At 56.5% G+C, this 21387-nt stretch carries 25 protein-coding genes and 1 tRNA gene; 7 read left to right on the forward strand and 19 right to left on the reverse strand.

What is annotated here, in order from left to right:
- Positions 1–16: 16 nt before the first annotated feature.
- Positions 17–814, reverse strand: a complete 798-nt coding sequence (mtfA, locus tag RTM13_RS00045) for a DgsA anti-repressor MtfA (RefSeq protein ID WP_312209146.1) — start codon at positions 812–814, stop codon at positions 17–19.
- 93 nt (positions 815–907) lie between these two features.
- Between mtfA and RTM13_RS00050 the strand changes: the two genes are divergently transcribed.
- A tRNA-Ser gene (locus RTM13_RS00050) sits at positions 908–997 on the forward strand.
- Positions 998–1201: 204 nt separating this feature from the next.
- Positions 1202–1828: a hypothetical protein gene (locus tag RTM13_RS00055; protein WP_312209148.1), complete on the forward strand. Its 627-nt coding sequence runs from the start codon at positions 1202–1204 to the stop codon at positions 1826–1828.
- Between the two features lie 44 nt (positions 1829–1872).
- On the opposite strand, the gene ompC is transcribed toward RTM13_RS00055, so the two are convergent.
- Positions 1873–3018 (reverse strand): porin OmpC, encoded by a 1146-nt coding sequence (gene ompC, locus RTM13_RS00060; RefSeq protein WP_312209149.1) that lies wholly within the window; start codon positions 3016–3018, stop codon positions 1873–1875.
- Positions 3019–3475: 457 nt separating this feature from the next.
- Here ompC and RTM13_RS00065 point away from each other — a divergent pair, with 457 nt between their 5' ends.
- Positions 3476–3973, forward strand: coding sequence for a very short patch repair endonuclease (locus RTM13_RS00065; protein ID WP_312209151.1), 498 nt, complete (start codon positions 3476–3478; stop codon positions 3971–3973).
- Here the strand turns inward: RTM13_RS00065 and yedA are convergent.
- On the reverse strand, positions 3948–4859 hold the full coding sequence (yedA, locus tag RTM13_RS00070; RefSeq protein ID WP_312209152.1) for a drug/metabolite exporter YedA: 912 nt from the start codon (positions 4857–4859) through the stop codon (positions 3948–3950). The genes RTM13_RS00065 and yedA overlap by 26 nt on opposite strands.
- Before the next feature lie 169 nt (positions 4860–5028).
- Here yedA and RTM13_RS00075 point away from each other — a divergent pair, with 169 nt between their 5' ends.
- The 3 genes from RTM13_RS00075 (at position 5029) to dgcQ (ending at position 8057) form a co-directional block, all read left to right on the forward strand.
- Complete coding sequence (locus RTM13_RS00075) at positions 5029–5949, forward strand: DUF808 family protein (RefSeq protein WP_312209154.1); 921 nt, start codon at positions 5029–5031, stop codon at positions 5947–5949.
- A 76-nt stretch (positions 5950–6025) separates the two neighbouring features.
- Positions 6026–6208: a DUF2158 domain-containing protein gene (locus tag RTM13_RS00080; protein WP_312209155.1), complete on the forward strand. Its 183-nt coding sequence runs from the start codon at positions 6026–6028 to the stop codon at positions 6206–6208.
- A 139-nt stretch (positions 6209–6347) separates the two neighbouring features.
- Positions 6348–8057, forward strand: a complete 1710-nt coding sequence (dgcQ, locus tag RTM13_RS00085; protein ID WP_312209156.1) for a cellulose biosynthesis regulator diguanylate cyclase DgcQ — start codon at positions 6348–6350, stop codon at positions 8055–8057.
- Here the strand turns inward: dgcQ and RTM13_RS00090 are convergent.
- Together RTM13_RS00090 and RTM13_RS00095 are read right to left on the reverse strand one after the other, a co-directional pair.
- Positions 8036–8851, reverse strand: coding sequence for a mannosyl-3-phosphoglycerate phosphatase-related protein (locus RTM13_RS00090; RefSeq protein ID WP_312209157.1), 816 nt, complete (start codon positions 8849–8851; stop codon positions 8036–8038). The genes dgcQ and RTM13_RS00090 overlap by 22 nt on opposite strands.
- 294 nt (positions 8852–9145) lie before the next feature.
- Positions 9146–9334, reverse strand: a complete 189-nt coding sequence (locus RTM13_RS00095; RefSeq protein WP_312209158.1) for a hypothetical protein — start codon at positions 9332–9334, stop codon at positions 9146–9148.
- A 120-nt stretch (positions 9335–9454) separates the two neighbouring features.
- Here RTM13_RS00095 and dsrB point away from each other — a divergent pair, with 120 nt between their 5' ends.
- On the forward strand, positions 9455–9643 hold the full coding sequence (dsrB, locus tag RTM13_RS00100; protein WP_312209160.1) for a protein DsrB: 189 nt from the start codon (positions 9455–9457) through the stop codon (positions 9641–9643).
- Positions 9644–9691: 48 nt separating this feature from the next.
- Here the strand turns inward: dsrB and rcsA are convergent, their stop codons facing one another.
- The 14 genes from rcsA to fliF form a co-directional block, all read right to left on the reverse strand.
- Positions 9692–10315 carry a transcriptional regulator RcsA gene (gene rcsA / locus RTM13_RS00105; protein ID WP_042391443.1) on the reverse strand — a complete coding sequence of 208 codons (624 nt, stop codon included), beginning with the start codon at positions 10313–10315 and terminating at the stop codon, positions 9692–9694.
- A 283-nt stretch (positions 10316–10598) separates the two neighbouring features.
- Positions 10599–11393 (reverse strand): flagellar biosynthetic protein FliR, encoded by a 795-nt coding sequence (gene fliR, locus RTM13_RS00110; protein ID WP_312209162.1) that lies wholly within the window; start codon positions 11391–11393, stop codon positions 10599–10601.
- A gap of 9 nt (positions 11394–11402) precedes the next feature.
- A complete protein-coding gene (gene fliQ / locus RTM13_RS00115; protein WP_312209164.1) occupies positions 11403–11672 on the reverse strand; it encodes a flagellar biosynthesis protein FliQ in 270 nt (89 codons plus the stop codon).
- A gap of 11 nt (positions 11673–11683) precedes the next feature.
- Entirely contained in the window at positions 11684–12421 is a 738-nt protein-coding gene (gene fliP, locus RTM13_RS00120) for a flagellar type III secretion system pore protein FliP (protein WP_312209165.1), read from the reverse strand.
- Entirely contained in the window at positions 12421–12795 is a 375-nt protein-coding gene (gene fliO / locus RTM13_RS00125; RefSeq protein ID WP_312209166.1) for a flagellar biosynthetic protein FliO, read from the reverse strand. Before fliO ends, fliP begins: the two co-directional genes overlap by 1 nt.
- A gap of 2 nt (positions 12796–12797) precedes the next feature.
- A complete protein-coding gene (fliN, locus tag RTM13_RS00130; RefSeq protein WP_312209167.1) occupies positions 12798–13217 on the reverse strand; it encodes a flagellar motor switch protein FliN in 420 nt (139 codons plus the stop codon).
- Entirely contained in the window at positions 13214–14218 is a 1005-nt protein-coding gene (fliM, locus tag RTM13_RS00135) for a flagellar motor switch protein FliM (RefSeq protein WP_312209169.1), read from the reverse strand. The genes fliN and fliM overlap by 4 nt, the downstream gene beginning before the upstream one ends.
- 4 nt (positions 14219–14222) lie before the next feature.
- Positions 14223–14690: a flagellar basal body-associated protein FliL gene (fliL, locus tag RTM13_RS00140; protein ID WP_312209170.1), complete on the reverse strand. Its 468-nt coding sequence runs from the start codon at positions 14688–14690 to the stop codon at positions 14223–14225.
- Between the two features lie 105 nt (positions 14691–14795).
- A complete protein-coding gene (gene fliK, locus RTM13_RS00145) occupies positions 14796–16085 on the reverse strand; it encodes a flagellar hook length control protein FliK (RefSeq protein WP_312209172.1) in 1290 nt (429 codons plus the stop codon).
- Positions 16082–16525 (reverse strand): flagellar export protein FliJ, encoded by a 444-nt coding sequence (gene fliJ / locus RTM13_RS00150; protein ID WP_312209173.1) that lies wholly within the window; start codon positions 16523–16525, stop codon positions 16082–16084. The genes fliK and fliJ overlap by 4 nt, the downstream gene beginning before the upstream one ends.
- A gap of 24 nt (positions 16526–16549) precedes the next feature.
- Entirely contained in the window at positions 16550–17920 is a 1371-nt protein-coding gene (gene fliI, locus RTM13_RS00155; protein WP_312209174.1) for a flagellar protein export ATPase FliI, read from the reverse strand.
- Positions 17920–18636, reverse strand: coding sequence for a flagellar assembly protein FliH (gene fliH, locus RTM13_RS00160; protein WP_312209176.1), 717 nt, complete (start codon positions 18634–18636; stop codon positions 17920–17922). Before fliH ends, fliI begins: the two co-directional genes overlap by 1 nt.
- Positions 18629–19624 carry a flagellar motor switch protein FliG gene (fliG, locus tag RTM13_RS00165; protein WP_312209178.1) on the reverse strand — a complete coding sequence of 332 codons (996 nt, stop codon included), beginning with the start codon at positions 19622–19624 and terminating at the stop codon, positions 18629–18631. The genes fliH and fliG overlap by 8 nt, the downstream gene beginning before the upstream one ends.
- The gene (gene fliF / locus RTM13_RS00170) at positions 19617–21302 is read right to left on the reverse strand and encodes a flagellar basal-body MS-ring/collar protein FliF (RefSeq protein ID WP_312209179.1); all 1686 of its coding nucleotides are present in this window, start codon (positions 21300–21302) and stop codon (positions 19617–19619) included. The genes fliG and fliF overlap by 8 nt, the downstream gene beginning before the upstream one ends.
- Between the last annotated feature and the right edge of the window lie 85 nt (positions 21303–21387).

Below are 21387 nucleotides of genomic sequence, written 5' to 3' on the forward strand. Positions count from 1 at the left end.
AGCACAACCTGCGCTTTTACTGAACGCGATAGCGTCCTGTAGCTGAAGTTGAGGTATTTGCACGTAACCGGGCAAGCGGATCCTGGCGGTAGAACTGACAGAAGCGCTGCCATAAAGAGGGGAAACGTGGCGCAAAAAGTTCAGGGGCGCTAAAGAAATACTCTGACAGCACGGCAAAGCACTCGGCGGGATCGGTCGCGGCATAGGCATCGATGCTGGCAGTGTTTTCACCCACCAGATCGATCTCATCCTGAATATTATTCATGGCCGCGTGGAGATCGTGCTCCCAGCTGGCAACTTCGCGCAGTGGAATAAAGGGTACGCCGCTGGCGCGATCGCCGTTGCGGGTATCAAGCTTGTGTGCGACTTCATGGATAACAAGGTTAAAGCCAGAGGCGTCAAAAGAGTCCTGAATATCCAGCCAGTTAAGAACAATCGGCCCCTGCTGCCAGCTCTGCCCGGACTGCACGACCCGCTGGCTATGCACCAGACCAATATCATCTTCCCACTCGTCATCCACAATAAAGGGCGCAGGATAGATCAGCACCTCATGAAAGCCATCGAGCCACTCCAGCCCCAGCTCAAGTACCGGCAGGCAGAAGAGCAGGGCAATACGGCAGCTCTTCAGCGCATCGAGATCGAAACCCTGCAGGGCCACCAGACGCTTCTGCTGTAAAAAGCGCTCGGCCAGCTGTGAAAGACGATACTGCTCCTCCGGCGTCAGGTTTGCCAGAACCGGGATGGCAAGCGCCTCTTCCCAGGGATAGGTTGTCATCCGTGATGCTTCATTTGCTTTCCAGGGCCACTTTATCATCGCTTTGCTCGTAAACTCGTCACTTGAACAAAATTGACCGGATTGGGTCTGTTAAAATGCCAAATATCCTGGCATGATGGCAACCATCAAAACGGAGAGATGCCGGAGCGGCTGAACGGACCGGTCTCGAAAACCGGAGTAGGGGCAACTCTACCGGGGGTTCAAATCCCCCTCTCTCCGCCACTATTCAAGCACTTACCCGTACCGCTTTCAACGACGTCTATCACAACTCTTATACTGGTTGCCTCTGAAAGGTAGTTCTCTTCTATTCCTGACGTGAATCATCATTATCCTAATTTGCATCGTTAGATCCGCACAGTTCGCAAAGAAGAAAAAAACAAAACCAGATAGAATAGCTGGCTATTCTTTTTCCAGGTAACAATAACGATGAAACTGGACGCTCAGCTACCGTTTATTACGGCACTGCTTTTTATTCTATCCATTCTTTTTCCCTTCTTTCCAGATATACCGCTGCCCGTAAGCGAAGCGAGGCTGGTAAACTGGATTGAGAACGGGCAGGCGTTGTGGCTACTGTTTGGCGCACTATTCACGCTTTTCTGGATTAAGTCCTGGACGCTAACACCCGGTCAGAAAGCCTTCTGGCTCTGGTCCGTTGCCTGGTGGGTCGTACTGCTAGGGCGCAGTACCAGCTGGGGCAGAGTCTACTTCCCGGATGAGCCGAGGCTGATTTTTCGCGTGATTTCCGTGGTTCTCATCGCAGCTCTTGTGCTGCCGGTACTCTTCTCTGGCATTTTGCGTAAAGAGATAGCGCTACGTTTTCGCCATGAAATGTTCCCACTCTGGACGGTTCTGTTGGTGGTTATCACTTTTATGTTTTCCGATGCGGTAGAGCATCACCGACTTATCGCCTCGTTAGTTTTATATGATGCTCGCGATCAGGATCTGCTGGAGGAGCTGTATGAAGTTCCCTTTATGCTGGGGCTGTTTATTATTGCCTTTGGTATGATGCAGCGTGACAAAGTGACAAAGCAGCAGTCCGCTCCGGTTCGATAATAAAAAAGCCCGCTACTCGCGGGCTTTGTTTTTTACATCTGTTTTTAGAACTGATAAACCAGACCCAGCGCGACGATATCGTCGGTAGCGATGCCAGCATCTTGATAGAATGCATCGTCGTCATCAAGCAGGTTGATTTTATAATCGACGTAGGTCGACATATTTTTGTTGAAGTAGTAGGTTGCACCTACATCAGCGTATTTAACCAAGTCTTCATCGGTATTAGCGCCGTTGTAGTTAAGATCTTTACCTTTAGACATCAGGAAAGAGACTGCCGGACGCAGACCAAAGTCGAACTGATACTGCGCGGTGACTTCAAAGTTCTGCGTTTTATTCGCGATACCGCCAAGGTCGCCGTTGTCGGTGCTGCCATATGGGGTCATGTTGCGGGTTTCGGAGTACATCGCCGCGAGGTAGATATTATTGGCGTCATATTTCAGACCGGTAGTCCAGGCGTCTGCTTTTTCGCCACCAGCATAGGTGCTATTAGCGACATTGCCACGGTTTTCCTGATCGGCGGTACGGTCAGATGAAGCATACGCCGCACCCACGCTGAAGCCGCTGCCGATATCATAGGTAGAGGAGAGACCCCAGCCGTCGCCGTTCTCAAAGCGCACATCACGCGGGCTGCTGGTGCCTTCGTTACCGTTGCCATCGTCTTCGTTATTGCCCTGGTACTGAACAGCAAACGTCAGGCCGTCCACCAGGCCAAACATATTGTCGTTACGGTAGGTTGCGACACCGTTAGCACGCCCGGTCATAAAGTTGTCAGCCCAGGTGTAGCTGTCACCGCCGAACTCCGGCAGCATATCGGTCCAGGCTTCCACGTCATACAGCACGCCGTAGTTACGGCCATAGTCAAATGAACCGTAGTCGCCCGCCTTCAGGCCAGCGAATGCCAGACGGGTCCAGCTCTGGTTGCTGCTGCTCTCGGTGTTGTTGGCCTGAATGTTATATTCCCATTGACCAAAGCCGATCAGCTGATCGTTAATTTGCGTTTCGCCTTTAAAGCCTAAACGCGCATAGGTTTTATCGCCATCAGAACCGCTATCGTCAGAGAAGTAGTGCAGGCCGTCAATTTTGCCGTAGAGATCGAGCTTGTTACCGTTCTGATTATAAATTTCTGCTGCATGTGCTGTGCCCATGGCTAATAATGCCGGGACAATAATCGCCAATACTTTTCTTTTCATTATGCATTTCCTATGGATCATAGTTTATGTAAATGGTTATTTAACTACCCGAATTACAATTGTGATACTAGCGATTAAGTTCATTTATTTTTAAAGGAATCATGTAACCAAATGGTATTATTTATTGCTAAAAGTTTCATTGGCTATTATTATTTTCATGATGAATAAATTGCCGTTTCGGTATTCACTTAATTAATGGTTTCTATATGTTTATTGTATAATTATTTAGTTGGTATTTATTTGAAGAATAACCGGGGGGAAAGCAAAAAAAAAGCTCAGCTTAGTTAAGCCGAGCCAAGCATTGTCGAGAAGAGTGAGGGTAAAGCGTGTAATGGATGTTGGATTAATAACGGCAGGAATGATTGCACAGTAGATTAAAAAAATCAGTCCACAATTAGCCTCAATGCTAAGATTATTACGCTATTAAATGCCAGTGTTAAAGTAACGAGGGGAGAGCATGGCAGACGTGCACGATAAAGCCACGCGCAGCAAAAATATGCGCGCCATCGGTACCCGGGATACGGCCATAGAGAAGCGGCTTGCCGCACTGCTGACCGAATGCGGGCTGGCGTTTCGCGTGCAGGATGCGGCGCTTCCCGGCAAGCCAGATTTTGTTATAGATGACTACCGCTGTGTGATCTTCACTCACGGCTGTTTCTGGCACCATCATGACTGCTATCTGTTTAAGGTACCGGCCACGCGCACGGAATTCTGGCTGGAGAAAATTGGCAAGAACGTCGAACGCGACCGGCGCGACTGTGCGCTGCTGCTGGCGGAGGGCTGGCGGGTGCTGATTGTTTGGGAGTGCGCAATCCGGGGGCGGGCAAAACTGAGCGATGCGGCGCTCGGCGAGCGGCTGGAAGAGTGGATCTGCAGCGGCGGGACGGCCGCGCAGATCGACACTCGGGGCATTCAGGCCAGCGGCCTGGTCACTTCTCCGCCCCACAGGGCGTAACTGCCGGACGGGCAGGGAGCAGGTATTTACCCAGCGTCACCAGCACCACCGCCAGAATGATAATTCCCAGTGCCAGCCACTCGATGAGCGAGAGGCTTTCGCCCGCAAATCCTGTCCCTAACAGCACCGCCACGACCGGGTTGACGTAGGCATAGCTGGTGGCCACCGCCGGTGAGGTGTTGCGGATCAGGAACATGTAGGCATTGATGGCGATAATCGACCCAAAAATGGTGAGGTAGCTGACGGCCATCAATCCGGAAACCGTCGGCATGGCCGTGAGCCGTTCACCGCTCATTCCCGAGGCGGCCAGCAGTATCACGCCTGCGGCCAGCATCTCAATGGCGCCGGCCATCATGCCGCTGGGCAGCTCAATGCGTGAACCCAGGACAGAGCCGAAGGCCCAGCTCAGGGAGCCGATGAGGATCATTCCTGCCCCCCACGGATTGCCGCTCAGGTTACCGCCGCTGTTAAGCAGAATAATGCCCGACAGGCCGATGACGATGCCAAACCACTCTAGCTTGCGCGTGGCGATGCCAAAAAAGTGGCTAAAGCAGAGGGTAAAGAGCGGAACCGTTGCGACCACCACGGCGGCAATGCCGGACGGGACGTTCTGGTGCTCCGCCACCGTTACCATGCCGTTACCCACCGCCAGCAGCAGAACGCCGATCAGCGCTGCGTTAAGCAGCGGGCGCAGGGAGGGCAGGCGATGGCCGGTAATGAGTAAAAAAGCCAGCAGCAGAAGCCCGGCAGAGAAAAAGCGCACGCCGGCCATCATCAACGGCGGCCAGCTCTCGACGCCGATGCGAATCGCAAAGTAGGTGGAACCCCAAATAATGTAGAGCGCAAAAAGCGCGCCAATAAGCGGTAAAAGCTGCCTGAAACGCATACTCCCTCACGGCGTAATAGAATGGACCCATAGAGTAAACGCCAAAACAATCAGACTGGCGAGCAATTAATTGCGCTTCGAATGTTAATGATTTGTTGACTTTAAGGTTAAATTTCCGCAATGAGCGTTTATGCTCCATAATCTTTCTATTATCAGCAGTTAGAGAAGGATGTTTATTTTGGCAGGAAGTAGTTTATTAACCTTACTGGACGATATTGCCACTTTGCTTGACGACATTTCATTGATGGGCAAGCTGGCGGCGAAAAAGACCGCTGGCGTGCTCGGAGACGATCTCTCGCTCAACGCTCAGCAGGTTTCCGGCGTGCGGGCTAACCGGGAGCTGCCGGTGGTCTGGAGCGTGGCGAAAGGCTCACTGCTTAATAAGGTGATCCTGGTGCCGCTGGCGCTGCTCATCAGCGCCTTTATTCCCTGGGCCATTACGCCTCTGCTGATGGTCGGCGGGGCGTTTCTCTGCTTTGAGGGGGTGGAGAAGGTGCTGCACAGCCTGCACGCCCGCAAGCACAAAGAGGATCCTCACCAGGCGCAGGAGCGGCTGAATGCGATCGCTAAACAGGATCCAAAGCAGTTCGAGCGGGATAAGGTCAAAGGTGCCATTCGCACCGACTTTATCCTGTCGGCAGAGATCGTCGCCATTACGCTGGGTATCGTGGCCGATGCGCCTCTACTCAACCAGGTGCTGGTGCTGTCGGGCATCGCCGTGCTGGTGACTATCGGTGTCTATGGCCTGGTAGGGATCATCGTTAAGCTGGACGATATGGGCTACTGGTTAGCCGAGCGTCCAGGCGCGCTGGCCCAGGCTTTTGGCAAAGGTTTGCTGGTGGTTGCGCCCTGGCTGATGAAGACGCTCTCAATCGTCGGCACGCTGGCAATGTTTTTGGTGGGCGGCGGGATCGTGGTACACGGTGTTGCGCCGCTGCACCATGCGATTGAGCATTTTGCCGCAGAGCAGGGGGCATTCATTGCCGCAACGTTGCCTACACTGGCAAACCTGGTGCTCGGGTTCATTATTGGCCTGATTGTCGTGGGTCTGGTGAAGATGGTCTCGCGCCTGCGCGGAGCCGCCCACTAGTCCTGGCGGGTCAGGATGCAGAAGTACAAAATTTAAGCTAAGTTTTATGCGTTTCACCCTGATACAGGAGGCGGCAATGCTCTTTTTTGTCAGCGATGAAGTTCAGCCTAAAGCAGGTGGTCCCAAAATGGTCGTCACCGGCTACGCCAGCGGCATGGTGGAGTGCCGCTGGTATGATGGTTACGGCGTTAAACGGGAGGCGTTCCGTGAGGAAGAGCTTATCCCGGGAGAGAAGCAGCAGGTTCACCAGCAGGCGTGATTGCGCAGCGCCCGGCCAGACCGGGCGTTTTTATTGGCATCGAATAGATACCCCCGGCCCGATATGAAGTCTGGCGTCGGCGTGCCGATAATATGGATTGTAATGACTGGATAATTTCAGCAAATATCATGGAGACGTCGTGCCACTCTCTACCGCTGCCGCAGGCTCGTCACGGCTGAACAACATTCGCAACTATCTCGTGCCCGCTCGGGTCGTTAATCTCTGTTTTGTGATTGTACTGGTTAGCTCAACGCTGCTGACCTGGCGCGAGGTCGTCGTACTGGAGGATGCCTACGTCGCCAGTCAGCGTAATACCCTTGATAAGGTCTCCAGCGCGCTCGACCGGCAGATGGAGATTGGGGTTAACGCGCTGCTCTTCTTTCGCAATGCGATGAGAGCGGCGGTGCAGACGCCTCTGGCCTCCGGGGTGCTGGAAAACGTGCAGGTTGAGTTTGCCCAACAGCGGCAGCAGCCTTTCTGGCGTATCAGCGTCGATCAGCGACGCACGCTGCCGATTACCGGCGTCTCTGACGCCTTTGTTGCTCGCCATCCTCTGCTTAGCCGCGGCGATCCGCAGATGCACAATGAGATGACCGCCGCGCTGGAAGTGGGTTATATCATGCGTCTCGCCACGGCGATACCGGCGATGCCTAAGCACGCCTGGTATGTCTCACGCGCTGGCTTTTTCCTCTCTTCGCGACCCGCAGCCGTGTCGGCAGAGAGCGTTGCGCGCTATGAGAGCCTGCTGGCCCAGCCCTGGTTTACCGGGCAGTCCATCCACGCCAACCGTTTTCGCGGTGTGCGCTGGTTTACCTCGGCACAACGTGCTGGGCAGCAGGAGTCTATCGTCACGGTGAGCGTACCATTGGACTATGCCCAGTACTGGTACGGTGTGCTGGCAATTGACTACTCCTTCTCCTCGGTAAAGCAGCTGTTAGAGGAGGCGCTCAGGGATGAAGAGCAGGGCGAGTATCAGCTCTACAATAACAAACTTGAACGGGTGGTCACCTCCCTGCCTGATGGCGTGCAGCCGCGCACTTTTAACCAGGCGCAGCGTGAGATGTTGACCCAGGCGATAACGCAGAGCAATAGCGGCAGCCTGCGTCTTGGGCCTACCTTTGTCGTCTGGCAGAAACTCGATCACTTTGATGGGCTGCTGCTGCGCATCCATACTCTACGGGAAGGCTTGCAGGGTGATTTCGGTACCATCAGCATTGCGCTGGCGCTGCTGTGGCTGCTGTTTACCGCCATGCTGCTTAGCTCCTGGGTGGTCATCCGCCGCATGGTCAGCAATATGTATGCGATGCAGCACTCGTTGCAGTGGCAGGCGTGGCACGATCCCCTGACGCGGCTGCTTAACCGCGGCGCGCTGTTTGAGCGCGCAAAAACGCTGGCAGAGCAGTGTCAGCAGCAGCAGCGGCCATTCTCGGTGATCCAGCTCGATCTCGATCACTTTAAAAGCGTGAACGATCGCTATGGCCACCAGGTGGGCGATTTAGTGCTTACCCACGCCGCACGTCTCATTACTGGCTCTCTTCAGGGAGAAGATATGGCTGGACGCGTGGGTGGGGAGGAGTTTTGTATCGTTCTGCCTGGTAGCACGTTGCTTCAGGCGCAGCGCGTTGCAGAGCGGATACGTGACCGCATCAGCCGCAAGGAGATTCTGGTGCATAACAGCCAGACGATTCGCATTAGCGCCTCGCTAGGGGTCAGTAGCGCTGAGCCGAGCCAGAGCTATGTTTTCGAGTATCTGCAGATGGTGGCCGATGGACGACTCTACCTGGCGAAGCGGGGCGGTCGTAACCGTGTCTGCGCAGAGGATGCCGCTCAGGAACCCCCGAACAAATGATCCAGCCCCTCTCGCCAGCCCGCCGGGCCGGTCTGATTAGTTCGATAGACCCGCGACGGCTCATCATGGCGTAGCGTCACGCCGTCGCGATTAAGTCCTTTAACAACAATGGCAAAATCGACGTTATCCAGCATCGGGGCATCGTTGGGTCCATCTCCCAGACCGAGAGTGGTGTACTCTTTGCCCTCAACCTGACAGTACTGACGCGTCAGCCAGTTTACCGCCTGATCTTTTCCACCGCGTTGGTCAATGATATGCCAGTAACGCGCACCCTGAACGAGGCGCAGGCCGAAGCGGGACAGGTCGGCATCGAATTTTGCCAACTGCGCGTCGCTGTCGCGCCAGATCAGCGTCTCTGAGGCTTCATGGAGGCGGGCTAGGCCAGCCTGAGCAGGAGTATATCCGGTTAACTCCACCAGCACGGGAACCTCAAGATCGCTAAAGGTGGTAAATTTGTACCCCTCATTTTCCCGCAGCGGGGTCAGGACGGTCATAATCTGATCGTGGGTCGCACCGTTGATGAGGCGAGGAGAATTTTTATGTGCCTCCCAGCGCGCATCGAGTTGGATCACTGCCCCGTTCTCGGCGATGAACGGCTGCCCCTGAAGCCCTACCATTTTCTGGATCGCCACAGTCTCTGCCGCCGTCATACTGGTGCATAAGATAACCGGTATCTCATGCTGGCGCAGACGGGTAAGCCAGACTTCAGCTGGCTGCCACTCGTGAGTATGGCTATCAAGCAGGGTACCGTCGATATCAGTAAATATCAGCAGCGTATCGTTAAGGCCTGGCATGGTTTGCTCCTTCACTCGCGCAATGGGGTAGTAGGAAAAGTCTCAAATTATAAAACATGCACTATAAATACCTGAATTACATAGCTCGCCAGAGTCGATGCCGTCTGGCTTCTCATACGTTAGTACCAGGACAGTTAAGATAAATAATAATTAGGTTGATGAATATTTTCTTGTCCTGCAAATAATTTGCAGATACATTCATATCCGCATCAGATTTCCTGGTGTAACGAATTTTCAAGTGCTTCTTGCAAACGCAAGCTTTATCCCGGTCTCCCCAGACCGGGATTTTTTCTTTTAGCGGCTCAGCTCCGCCACGCTGCTATCATGAATATCCAGCTCCCAGGCGTTGGCAACCGTAGGCTCATCGCCATTATGCACCCGGCCTTCAGCGCGTTTTTCCGGGCCGCTGCGATCGATCGACGCCAGCAGGGCGTCAACTTCAGCATCGTTCAAGGTTCTCTCATCGCTGGTTTTCATCATCATTTCTCCCGCAGGCCGTTTCCCTAAGTATAGACGGTAGAGAAAAGCAGCAATCATAACGGTGGGCGCTGTAAGAGCACGGGATTTGTTCTACACTGGCAAAAATGCGACAGGAGGAAAACGATGAAGGTTAACGATCGGGTTACAGTTAAAACGGACGGGGGGCCACGCCGCCCGGGTGTCGTACTGGCAATTGAAGAGTTTAATGAAGGGACGATGTATCTGGTATCACTTGATGATTACCCGCTCGGTATTTGGTTCTTTAATGAAAAAGGGCATCCGGACGGGGTATTTGTAGAGATGCAAGAGTAACGCTGTCACTACCCTCATGCCCGGGAGGGTAAGTGCCTGCTTGCCCTCTTAGCGCATATTGACGAAGATCCCGCTGGTAACGTAGTCCGTCAGGCGTACTACATGGTAGATAACCTGCTTATTATGCGTTTTTATTTTTCTTTTAATATTCCCCTTATGTGATGAAACCGTTTTGGCTTTGATATTCATCTGGTCGGAAATCTGAATCGTTCCCTGTCCTGACATCCACATTCGCAGCATACTGGATTCAGTACGGCTTAACGATAGTGTAGGCAGGTTAATCCCTTTTTGACCCTTCGCTTCTTTATTGAGGTAATCTGCGAGGAACTCATCCAGCGATTCAGGTTTAATCGATTTAGAGCTGATTAATAGATTTTTGCGGACCAGCAGGTATTCATCAAAATGGATATTAGCGATTGCCATAAATACAATAAACAACGTCTTTGGATGCTGATTAATGATTTGCTTTATATGCTGACTCTGTTCGAGATCGTGGATGAAGCAGTCTTCATTAATAAACACCACCGCAGGCCGCCAGGCCTCGCATGCGGAACCGAGTTCGCTGACGCTGGATACGTCTTTGATATCTCGTTTTTTTACCCCTCGACTTGCCAGATAACCGGTTAATCCCAACCGGGTATAGCTGCATAAATCCATAATAATCGTTGACATGGCATACCCTCACTCAATGCGTAACGATAATTCACCACCTGCCTGAGAGTCTCATAACAGTAAAACGGATGAAAATATTCTGAAAACCTATGAGCAGGACAGGACTTTCAGGCGAACACACTATCCCGTAAAGTTAGGTATAATTTGCCAGGAAACATCTTAAAGTAAAGTAAACTTTCGGATATGTGATAATCATAAAAACAAATAAACCGCGCCCCGTATATCCTGGCGGGTATTATTGAAATTCCTTTTTAGGATTATCCTCAACAAAGCCCTGCAAAGATTAAGGGCTGGAGACCTGCGGTAATTCACCGATGATATCGGCCAGCAGATTAAAGATCTCGCTGAACAGGTGTTCGCAGAAGGGGGCAATGAGCGGCATCAGGGCTGCCATCAATATGATGCCCACGCCGAGGGTAATCGGAAAACCAACCGAGAAGATAGAGAGCTGCGGAGCCATACGGTTCAGCAGCCCCAGGGAGAGGTTCAGCGTCAGGAGTAGGGTGATCACCGGCAGCGCCAGCATCAGGCCATTCAGGAAAATCAGCCCGCCCGCCCGCGTCAGGGCAAGAAACGCATTGCTGTTCACCGGATCGCCACCAATGGGCAGAGTATGGAACGTATCCACCAGCATTGAAATCAGCCACAGATGACCATTAAAGGTCAGGAACAGCAGCAGGGCCAGCATATCCATAAAGCGCGCCAGCACGGGCATGTTGAGATTGCTGCCGGGATCGAAGAAGGTAGCAAATGAGAGGCCCATCTGCAGGCCAATCAGCTCTCCGGCGGTACGTATAGCGGCAAAGGCGAACTGCATAGTAAAGCCCAGCGCAATGCCAATGAGGATCTGCTGCAGCGCCAGCCACAGGGAGTCCCCGGAGAAGATCGGCACATTGGTGGCGGGCAGGGAGGGGGCAATAACGATCGTAATGACAAACCCCAGCCCCAGCTTAACCCGCTTGGGTACGCTACGCTCGCTGAGGATCGGCGCGGTCGAAATCAGGGCCAGCACGCGCAGCAGCGGCCAAAAATAGAGGCTCAGCCACTGGAGCCACTGATCGCTGGTTACCGACACCATAAGGGTTGCTTATCCAATAATATAAGGAATGTTGCTGAATAGCGTGCGCATATAGTCCAGCAGCAGGTTGAGCATCCACGGGCCGGCAACGATAATGGCAACGAAAACGGCAATGATTTTTGGGATAAACGAGAGGGTCATCTCATTGATCTGCGTTGCCGCCTGCAAAATACTGATCACCAGGCCAGTCACCAGGGCGACCAGTAGCAGGGGGGCGGCCACCATCAGGGCGATCTTCATCGCCTCGGTGCCCATCATCATGACCGATTCTGGTGTCATTTCCGCACTCCTTAACTGTAAAAGCTCTGCGCCAGCGAGCCGACCAGCAGCTGCCAGCCATCCACCAGCACGAACAGCATTAGCTTAAATGGCAGGGCGATGGTGGCGGGCGGAACCATCATCATCCCCAGCGCCATCAGCACGCTGGCGATCACCAGATCGATAATCAAAAACGGAATAAAGATGGTAAAACCAATCTGAAACGCGGTTTTCAGCTCGCTGGTGACGTAGGCCGGGAGCAGGATGCGCATCGGCACCGCTTCCGGCCCAGGCAGCGGCCCGCTGTTCGCCAGGCGGGCAAACAGGGCCAGGTCGGCTTCCCGCGTCTGGCGCATCATAAACTCTCTCAGCGGCTGAGCACCTTTTTCCAGTGCCACATCGATAGAGATTTTACTTTCGCTAAACGGCTGGTAGGCCTCGGTGTAGATCTTATCGATCACCGGCGACATGATAAAAAAGGTCAGGAATAGCGCGAGGCCGAGCAGCACCTGGTTAGGCGGCGCGGAGGGCGTTCCCAGCGCGTTACGCAGCAGGCCAAAAACGATGATGATGCGGGTAAAGCTGGTCATCATCAGCAGGATCGCAGGCAGGAAGGTCAGCGAGGTGATAAACACCAGAGTCTGCACCGGCAGGGACCAGCTCTGGCCGCCGTTAGCCAGCGGTTGGCTGATCAATCCGGGAAGCTGAGCAAAGGCGCAGGGCGCAACCAGCGCTAAGCCAGCCAGCGCGAAGGGTAACAAACGGCGCATCAGGATCTCCCGGAACGCTTGATCAAATTCTTTAACACGGCCTGAAAATCCGGGGTGTTCTCTTTCGGTGCGTCGCTAACGGGCGGCGCAGGGGGAAGCGTGTGCAGCAAACTGATTTGTGACGGCGTCACACCCAGCACCAGCCGCGCATCGTCAACGTCAACGATAATCACCCGCTCACGTGGGCCGACGGTGGTACTGGCACTCACCTTCAGGCCACGGGCGCTGGCCGTTTTACCCCCAAAGCCCATCCGCTTCGCCAGCCAGGCTGCCGCAAGGATCAGGGCAATAATGCCCAGCAGCGCGCCGCTAACCTGCACCAGCGGAGAACCAGAGACGGCAGCGGGCTGGACAACGGTAGCCTGGGTTTTCATGCTTAGCGGCTCAGACGACGCATACGCTCGGACGGCGTAATAATATCGGTAATACGCACGCCGTACTTATCGGCGACAACCACGACTTCACCCTGGGCAATCAGATAGCCGTTGATCAGGATGTCCAGCGGCTCACCGGCGAGACCGTCCAGGGCGACGACCGATCCCTGGGTCAGGCGCAGCAGCTCTTTGATAGTCATGCGGGTACGGCCAAGTTCCACGGTCAACTTCACCGGGATATCCATAATCAGATCGATATCCTGCAGGGTGCCGCTGACGTCACCGCCGCCAAACTGCTGAAACACCGAGTCGGTGGGGCTTTTGCTGCTGCTGGTAGTGGTTTTTTGTTCGTTCAACGCGTCAGCCCACAGATCGTCCATTGCCATGCTGTTCTCATCGGACGGATTGTTCATATCACTCATTTGGGCTGTTCCTCATTCAGCGAATTCAAAATCGGGTTGATCAAATGTTCAACGCGCAGGGCATATTGGCCGTTAATGGTGCCGTACTGACTGGTGAGTACAGGTACACCGTCTACGTGGGCGATGATGCGATCGGGTTTTTCGATCGGCAACACGTCGCCGGGTTGCAGCTTCAGGATCTGCGACAGGCGCAGCGGGACATCGCCGAAGTTAGCGATCAGCTCCAGCTCCGAGTGCTGTACCTGGCGAACCAGGTTATCGCGCCAGTTCTGGTCCTCGTTGCGGGAGTTCTCCAGCGGCGGGTTAACCAGCGTCTCGCGCAGCGGCTCAATCATGCTGAAGGGCAGACAGATATTAAACTCGCCGGTCAGGTTACCAATCTCCACGTGGAAAGGGGTATTGACGACGATATCGTTCGGCGAAGTGGTGATGTTAGTAAACTTCACCTGCATCTCCGAACGAACATACTCAACGTCCAGCGGATGGATCGCCTTCCATGCGTCGCTGTAGCCTTCCAGCGCCAGCTTCAGCATGCGGTTGATCACCCGCTGCTCGGTATGGGTAAATTCGCGTCCTTCAACCTTGGTCGGGAAACGGCCATCGCCGCCGAACAGGTTATCCACGGCGATAAACACCAGGCTTGGCGAGAAGACAACCAGACCGGTACCGCGCAGCGGCTTCAGGTGGATCAGGTTAAGGTTGGTCGGCACCGGCAGGTTACGCGCGAACTCATGGTACGGCTGAATGCGGATCGCCCCCACCGTAATGTCCGGGCTGCGACGCAGCAGGTTAAACAGCCCCATGCGGAACTGACGCGCAAAACGTTCGTTAATAATCTCCAGCGCCTGCAGGCGTTCACGCACCACCCGGCGCTGGGTATTGGGATCGTAAGGGCGAATATCACTCTCGCCCCCCTTGCCGGGCTGCGGAGCATCGCTCTGTTCGCTGTCGCCGTTGAGCAGCGCATCAATTTCGGCCTGTGAAAGAATGCTATCGCCCATGTCTTTACCGCAAAATGAAAGCTGTATAGAGAACGTCAGTCACTTCCTGCTTTGGTTGCCCAGTGACTAACGGCGGAGAGAGCGTCTCTTTGATGGCGGCGACCAGCTGGCGCTTGCCTTCATCAGTTGCCAGCTGCGCGGCATCCTGACGGGAGAAGAGCAGCAGCAGGCGGCTACGCACCTCTGGCAGATACTCGCTCAGGCGTGCGCGGGTGGCTTCGTCTTTCAGGCGCAGGGTAATGCCGACGTAAAAGACGCGATCGGCCTCGCCCAGGTTGACGGTAAAGGTATCCAGCGCGAAAAAGACCGGTGCGGGTGGCGGCGGCTCTTCGGCTTTCACCTCCTCGCCTGGCTGCTGGTGCATACGCCAGTAGCTATAGCCAGCGGTGGCGCACGCGGCGAGCGTGATCAACACCAACAGCGGGATCCAGATTGAGCGTTTTTTCTTCTTGCTAATTGCGGCGTCAGTCATCTCTTACGTGCTTCCTGTTTCGGTACTGCTTATGGGCTGATTATCCCGTGTCCTGCGTCCGTCAAAGGGCGGAAAAGACGGGGATAATCATGCTACCTTTTGCGTTTAGGCAAAGATGTCTACTGCGCCGTTGCCGCGAGCAAGAGATTGCAGGCTTGCTGGAACGGTCAGCGCATCCTCTTCGTCAGCGGCAAAGGTGCCGCCGTGGCCGGAGCGGGAGGCCTGCTGCTGCTGGGAAAACGACTGCTGCTGCCCGGCGGAACTTTCGCTGCTAATGCTGCTCTGACCGAGCTGGATGCCATTTTCCGCCAGCTGGGTGCGCAGCACCGGCAGCGCGGCTTCGAGGGCAGCACGGACGTGGCTGTGCTGAGAGACCATCTGCAGCTGAGCCTGGTTGTCGTCGATCTTCAGGCTAATCTGCACCTGGCCTAAATCTTCTGGATGCAGGCGCAGCTCGGCGCTCTGCTGGCCCTGCTTAGTGAACAGGGTGATATTCTGGCTGATGGTCTGCTGCCATTCGCTGCTGCCCAGCGGGGCGCTGATCACCGGCGCGGCAACCGGGGCGCTGGCCTGTGCCGGGGCGGAGGTGGTCACCGCAGGCGCGACGCTGACGCTGGTGTTGACTGCCTGCACGGCGGTCTCCATGGCGCTTTTTGTCGGTGCGGCTGCGGTCAGCTGGCTGGTCTGCGCACTGGCGTCAACGGCAGCGGCAAAGCGCTGGCCGTCGGTATCATCCTGCGCCGCCGGGGTGAGAGCTGGATCGGCATCGCGGGTAAGAGATGCCAGAACCGGGCTGCGGCCAGCGGCGGTGGTCACCGGCGTGGCTGAAGTAGCGGCGTCGCTCTTCGGTACGGCGGCAGTCGCCGCTTGCTGATGCGGCAGCATCGCCAGCAGAGCGCTCAGCCCGGCCAACTCCTCTGCGCTCAGATCGCTGCTCGTGTCATCGTCTGCGGCGGCGGTTGCTGGCTGCGCCTGTTGCGCTGTGGGAGCAGATGCGATGCCTTTCAGGCCGCCGGTCAGGCTGGCTAAGATAGCCTGTGCTTCGCTCTGCAACGGCGCGCTGGTCTGGGTCAAATCTCCGGATTCTTCAGCTTTAGCCGCAGTTGCCGCGGCAGCGCCTGCTGGCGTGCGGGCGAGCAGGGCGGCCAGCTGTACCGCCGGGGAGCGGGTATCGGTCTCATCCGCGCCGCCTTTCAGCAGGCTCTGCTGTAGCGTAGCGCTGGCCGAACGCAGATCGTTAAGGGTAAGGGGAGTCTCCTCGCCCGATGTCTGGGTGCCGGTAAGCGCGCCCGACAGCAGGGCAAGAAAGTCTTCTGCGCCCGTCGCCGCTTTACCTGTTTGCAGGCCGCTGGGGGTATCGGCATCGGTAACAAGCAGTTTTGGCAAAGTGATCACTCTGGTTTCCTCATTGAAGCGCGCTGGGCGAACTCATCCATTTTTTTCTGATCGAGGCGGTTTTCTGCCAGCAGGGTGGCAGCGGTCTGCCGATCCTGTAGGGTTTGCCACGCCTGTAAACGTTGTTTCTTCTCTCGCCAGGCGTTCAGCGCCTGTTCGACTTTCGTGGTCCACTGCATCAGCTGCTGGCGGTGCTGATCGATAGCTTTCTCCAGCGTCGAGATAAACTGCTGGTAGTTCTGCCAGCGCTGGCTGCCAATGCCCTGGGTCATATCCGTGTTGAGGTTATTGCGGTACTCGTTCTGATAATCCATCAGCATCTTGAGCTGCTCTTCCGCCTGCTGGCATCCCCGGCGCATCTCGCCGAGGCGTATTGCTGCGTCATCCACCGCTTTTTCAGCCAGATCCTTTAGCGTCGTTAATGCGCTAGTCTGCGTCACGATCGTCGCCCTCCCACTGTTCTGTTACACCGTCGGGAAAATAAGCTCTAAGCCCTGGATGGACTCTTCCCATCCGGCGCGTTCAAAAATGCCCTGCTGGAGATAGGCTTCCAGCTGCGGCCACAGGGCGATGGCTTTATCCAGCATTGGATCGCTGCCCCGGGCGTAGGCTCCCACGCTCACCAGATCGCGGTTGCGCTGGAAGCTGGAGAGCAGCTGTTTAAAATGTCTGACCCTGGCGTAGTGCTGCTCGCTAATTAATGCGGTCATGGCCCGGCTGATAGAGGCTTCAATATCGATAGCGGGATAATGGCCCGCTTCCGCCAGCCGCCGCGACAGCACAATGTGGCCGTCAAGGATGGCGCGCGCGGAGTCGGCGATCGGATCCTGCTGATCATCCCCTTCGGTCAGCACGGTATAGAAGGCGGTAATCGATCCGCCGCCGTGGGTGCCGTTACCGGCGCGTTCCACCAGCGCCGGCAGTTTGGCGAACACCGAGGGTGGGTAACCTTTGGTCGCTGGCGGCTCGCCAATCGCCAGGGCGATCTCACGCTGGGCCATCGCATAGCGAGTTAAGGAGTCCATAATCAGCAGCACGTGCTGGCCGCGATCGCGGAAGTCTTCTGCAATGCGCGTAGCGTAGGCTGCCCCCTGCATACGCAGCAGCGGCGAGACGTCCGCCGGGGCGGCGATCACCACCGACCGGGCGCGGCCCTCTGCGCCAAGGATATTTTCGATAAAATCTTTTACTTCACGACCACGCTCGCCAATCAAACCAACCACAATTACGTCGGCCTGGGTGTAGCGGGCCATCATCCCCAGCAGTACGCTCTTACCCACGCCGGAGCCAGCAAACAGGCCCATACGCTGACCACGGCCCACGGTTAACAGGGCGTTGATCGGCCGCACGCCGGTATCGAGTACATGCTCTATGGGGGTTCGCTGGAGTGGGTTGAACGGCTGCGTGATCAGCGCCCCGGTTTCAGTGGTGTCAGGGGAGGGCAGGCCGTCCAGCGGTTTGCCGCCGCCGTCCAGTACCCGGCCCAGCAGCGCCGGACCTAACGGCAGCTGTTTTCCGCTGTGCAGACCGTCGGCGCTGGCGCTGCGGGCATAAACGCGCGCGCCGGGCAGGATACCCTCCACCTCTTCCAGCGGCATCAGGAAGAGACGCTGGCCGTTAAAGCCGACCACTTCACTCTCTACTTCCCGCGTCTCGCCATTCTCCTGACGCTCGATAACGCAGGTTGCCCCCAGCGGCAGCTGGAGGCCAGTCGCCTCCAGTACCAGGCCGGTGGCACGGGTCAACCGCCCGTAGCGGCGTACCGCGGGCAGCTGCGCCATCTTGTTCTCAAAGTTGTCCAGCGTAGTGAGCCAGCGGGTCAGGCGCGCGGTCATCAGATCACTCCCGGTGCCGCCAGGCGGCACAGTTCCTGCCAGCGGGTGGCGACGCTGGCATCCAGATCGCCTTCGTCGGCAGAGACTTTACAGCCTCCCGGATGGAGGGTCGGATCGCCGCGCAGCCGCCAGCCGTGCAGGCTCAGCGTCGCGCCCAGCATATCTTCCACTCGCTGGAGATCGTCCGGGTGGACGCGCAGCTGCGGCTTACCGTTAAATAGCGGCTCCTGCTGGAGCAGCTGCTGAATCTGTTTAATCAGGGTGGTGTTATCGACGCTCGGCGTATGGCCAATCACCTGGCGTGCCGCCTCTAACGCCATCTGCATCAGGCGGGAGGCGATAACGCTGTCCAGCGCGTCAAGGCTATGCTGGAACTCGCTCGCCAGCTGCTGCATCCGGGCATGGACCGGTGCCTGTTGCTGTTGGGCCTGGGCCATACCCTGCTCAAGGCCCTGGGCCAGCCCCTCCTGATACCCCTGGCTGTGACCCGCCTGCCGGCCTTCGGCGAGGCCGGCGCTGTATCCCTGCTCGTGGGCCTGGATCTGCAGCTGCGCCAGCTGCTGCTGTTGCTTCTGCTCGTCGGTTAAAACGATCTCTTCGCCTTCCTGCGGGGCATCGTCGCTATCGCTATCCTGTGCCACCGCCGGAACGAACTCGCTCACCGGCAACGCCAGATCTTCTGGCGTCCAGATTTTCCACGGCAGTTCGTTAGACATAGGTATCCTCGCCGCTGCCAATTACCATCTCGCCGGTCTCGGCCAGACGACGAACGATAAGCAGGATCGCTTTCTGTTCGTTCTCCACCTGGGAGAGACGCACCGGCCCACGGTTGGCAAGGTCGTCGCGCAGGATATCTGCAGCACGCTGAGACATGTTGCGCAGGAACTTCTCGCGCAGCGGCTGTTCGGAGCCTTTGAGCGCGATAAGCAGGGATTCGGAATCCACTTCCTGCAGCAGGCGCTGGATGCTGCGATCGTCCACCTCGGAGAGGTTTTCGAACAGGAACATCTCGTCGATAATTTTCTGCGCCAGCTCGCCGTCGAATTCGCGAACCGCGGTAATGACGGCCTCTTCCTGCTGGGTCTTCATCAGGTTGATGATCTCTGCCGCCGTTCTCACGCCGCCCATTTTGCTGCGTTTGAGGTTCTGGCCGTCGAGCAGACTGTTCAGCACCTCGGTCAGCTCCGCTAGCGCCGCTGGCTGGACACCGCCGAAGGTGGCGATACGCAGCATTACGTCATGACGCATGCGCTCGTCAAACAGGGCGAGAATATCTGCCGCCTGGCCGCGCTTAAGATGCACAAGAATGGTGGCGATAATCTGCGGATGCTCATCGCGGATAAGATCGGCTGCCGTTTGCGGCTCCATAAAGTTGAGCGTCTCGATGCCGCTGGTGGTATCGCGGGTCTCGAGGATATCTTCCAGCAGGCTGGCCGCGCGCTCTTCGCCCAGCGCTTTCACCAGCACCGAACGCAGGTAGTCGTTGGCGTTGATATTGAGCGCAGCGAACTGCTCGGCTTCCTGCTCAAACTCCTGCAGGACGTCGGTCAGCTGCTTGTTAGAGATCTGACGCACGCCGGCCATGGCGGTACTCAGGTGCTGGACCTCACGCTGGGAGAGGTGCTTGAACACCTCCGCCGCGCGGTCTTCGCCAATGGTCATCAGCAGGATGACGCTCTTTTCGGTTCCGGTAAGGTTACTCATGCTCTTCACCACTCATCCACTGGCGGATGACCAGCGCCACAACGCGCGGATCGTTATCTGACATTTCGCGAATACGCTGGCTCATCACCTCGGCGCTCAGACGCTGGTTAGCACGGCGCTGCTGCGTCTGCTCGTCTTTGCTCAGGCGAACTTCCACCGCTTCCTCTTCCGGCATCTGGCGTGTCTGCGCGCTCTCAAGCAGCGCTTTGCGCTCCTCTTCGCGACGCACCAGCTGCGGACGGACGGCTTTACGCCACAGGATCCAGGCGACAATCAGCACCAGCAGCCAGCGACCGGCGGACAACAGCTGATCGATAAAGGCTTGTTGTTGCCAGAATGGCAGCTCACCCGCGCTCTCATCAGTAGCGTTAAACTGGGAGTTCACCACGTTGAGGGTATCGCCGCGCTGCTGGGAGAAGCCCATCGCTTCGCGGGTCAGGTCTTCGATCTGCTTCAGCTGATCGGCGGTCAACGGCAGCGGTTTGCCATCGGTCAGGGTGCGATAGTTCACCACCACGGCCACGGAGAGACGCTGCACATCGCCCACGTTCATTTTGGTGTGGCGAATAGTACGATCGACTTCGTAGTTAGTGGTCTCATTGCGCTGCGTATTACGCGGACCGGCGCTGTTTGCCGTGCTGGTCGTGGTCTGCTGCGCATTCTGGTTCTGCTGGCCGTTCTGCGGCCCATTCGCGGTAATCGGCGCGTTATTGGCCGGAGCCGGCTGGTTAGAGAGCGCACCCGGTACGCCGCCCGGATAGGGACCGCCCACCTGTTCGCTTTCGTTCAGCTGACGGGAGCGCATCACTGCCTCGGACGGGTTACCGTTAGGGTGATACTGCTCTTCCGTCTGCTCTTTATTATCAAAATCGATCTGGGCGTTAACTTGAGCATGGACGTTGCCATTCCCGACGATAGGGGAGAGGATCGCTTCGATACGGCGCTGTACGCGGCTTTCGACGTCAGCGGCATACTTCAGCTGGGCATCGTTAAGATCGCGACCGCTGGTGTTGGACTGGGTCAGCAGGCGACCGCTCTGGTCGACCAGGGTAACGTTACCCGGCGGCAGGCCGGCAACGGCGCTGGAAACTAAATGGACCACGGCGCTAATCTGACCCTCGTCCATGGCGCGGCCCGGTGCGAGGTTGACGGTAACGGAGGCTGACGGGGATTTCTGTTCGCGCACGAAGAGCGATGGCTTAGGCATCGCCAGGTGAACACGCGCTGATTTTACCGGCCCGAGGGTTTCGATAGTCCGGGCCAGCTCGCCCTCCAGCGCACGCTGGTAGTTGACCTGCTCGCTAAACTGGCTGATACCAAACTTCTCCTGGTCCAGCAGCTCAAAGCCCACCGCGCCGCCTTTCGGCAGCCCCAGTTGAGCCAGGCGCAGGCGCAGCTCGTGCACCTTATCCGCGGGCACTTCAATCGCGCCACCGGTTTCAGAGAAGCGGTAGGGGATGTTCATCTGCGTCAGCTGGGTAACAATCGCGCCGCCGTCCTGATCGGAGACGTTGCTATAGAGGACGCGGTAGTCGGGCTGTTTCGCCCACAGCACCATGGCCACGATGATGGCGATAGCGGCAGCACCGGCGACGAGCAGGGGAATTCTGGGATTCGCGCGCAGGCGGTTCATCCACTCGAGAGATTTATTCTGTGATGCGGTTGCTGTCGCACTCATTGCACACCTCGTAACTCTGGGTGGACGGCATTATTCGTGTAATGAAGCAAAACGGACTCCCGGGTCGGCAAACACGACAAAAGTT

The sequence above is a fragment of the Pseudescherichia sp. genome, assembly GCF_031979925.1.
GTDB lineage: Bacteria > Pseudomonadota > Gammaproteobacteria > Enterobacterales > Enterobacteriaceae > Pseudescherichia.

Coding starts and splice junctions, on each gene's coding strand:
- RTM13_RS00090 (WP_312209157.1), bottom strand. CDS start 8,851: ATGCCAGGCCTTAACGATACGCTGCTGATATTTACTGATATCGACGGT.
- rcsA (WP_042391443.1), bottom strand. CDS start 10,315: ATGTCAACGATTATTATGGATTTATGCAGCTATACCCGGTTGGGATTA.
- yedA (WP_312209152.1), bottom strand. CDS start 4,859: ATGCGTTTCAGGCAGCTTTTACCGCTTATTGGCGCGCTTTTTGCGCTC.
- fliG (WP_312209178.1), bottom strand. CDS start 19,624: ATGAGTAACCTTACCGGAACCGAAAAGAGCGTCATCCTGCTGATGACC.
- mtfA (WP_312209146.1), bottom strand. CDS start 814: ATGATAAAGTGGCCCTGGAAAGCAAATGAAGCATCACGGATGACAACC.
- RTM13_RS00080 (WP_312209155.1), top strand. CDS start 6,026: ATGCTCTTTTTTGTCAGCGATGAAGTTCAGCCTAAAGCAGGTGGTCCC.
- fliO (WP_312209166.1), bottom strand. CDS start 12,795: ATGAAAACCCAGGCTACCGTTGTCCAGCCCGCTGCCGTCTCTGGTTCT.
- RTM13_RS00065 (WP_312209151.1), top strand. CDS start 3,476: ATGGCAGACGTGCACGATAAAGCCACGCGCAGCAAAAATATGCGCGCC.
- fliH (WP_312209176.1), bottom strand. CDS start 18,636: ATGTCTAACGAACTGCCGTGGAAAATCTGGACGCCAGAAGATCTGGCG.
- RTM13_RS00055 (WP_312209148.1), top strand. CDS start 1,202: ATGAAACTGGACGCTCAGCTACCGTTTATTACGGCACTGCTTTTTATT.
- fliF (WP_312209179.1), bottom strand. CDS start 21,302: ATGAGTGCGACAGCAACCGCATCACAGAATAAATCTCTCGAGTGGATG.
- fliN (WP_312209167.1), bottom strand. CDS start 13,217: ATGAGTGATATGAACAATCCGTCCGATGAGAACAGCATGGCAATGGAC.
- dsrB (WP_312209160.1), top strand. CDS start 9,455: ATGAAGGTTAACGATCGGGTTACAGTTAAAACGGACGGGGGGCCACGC.
- fliI (WP_312209174.1), bottom strand. CDS start 17,920: ATGACCGCGCGCCTGACCCGCTGGCTCACTACGCTGGACAACTTTGAG.
- fliQ (WP_312209164.1), bottom strand. CDS start 11,672: ATGACACCAGAATCGGTCATGATGATGGGCACCGAGGCGATGAAGATC.
- fliL (WP_312209170.1), bottom strand. CDS start 14,690: ATGACTGACGCCGCAATTAGCAAGAAGAAAAAACGCTCAATCTGGATC.
- RTM13_RS00075 (WP_312209154.1), top strand. CDS start 5,029: ATGTTTATTTTGGCAGGAAGTAGTTTATTAACCTTACTGGACGATATT.
- fliM (WP_312209169.1), bottom strand. CDS start 14,218: ATGGGCGATAGCATTCTTTCACAGGCCGAAATTGATGCGCTGCTCAAC.
- RTM13_RS00095 (WP_312209158.1), bottom strand. CDS start 9,334: ATGATGATGAAAACCAGCGATGAGAGAACCTTGAACGATGCTGAAGTT.
- fliR (WP_312209162.1), bottom strand. CDS start 11,393: ATGGTGTCGGTAACCAGCGATCAGTGGCTCCAGTGGCTGAGCCTCTAT.
- fliP (WP_312209165.1), bottom strand. CDS start 12,421: ATGCGCCGTTTGTTACCCTTCGCGCTGGCTGGCTTAGCGCTGGTTGCG.
- ompC (WP_312209149.1), bottom strand. CDS start 3,018: ATGAAAAGAAAAGTATTGGCGATTATTGTCCCGGCATTATTAGCCATG.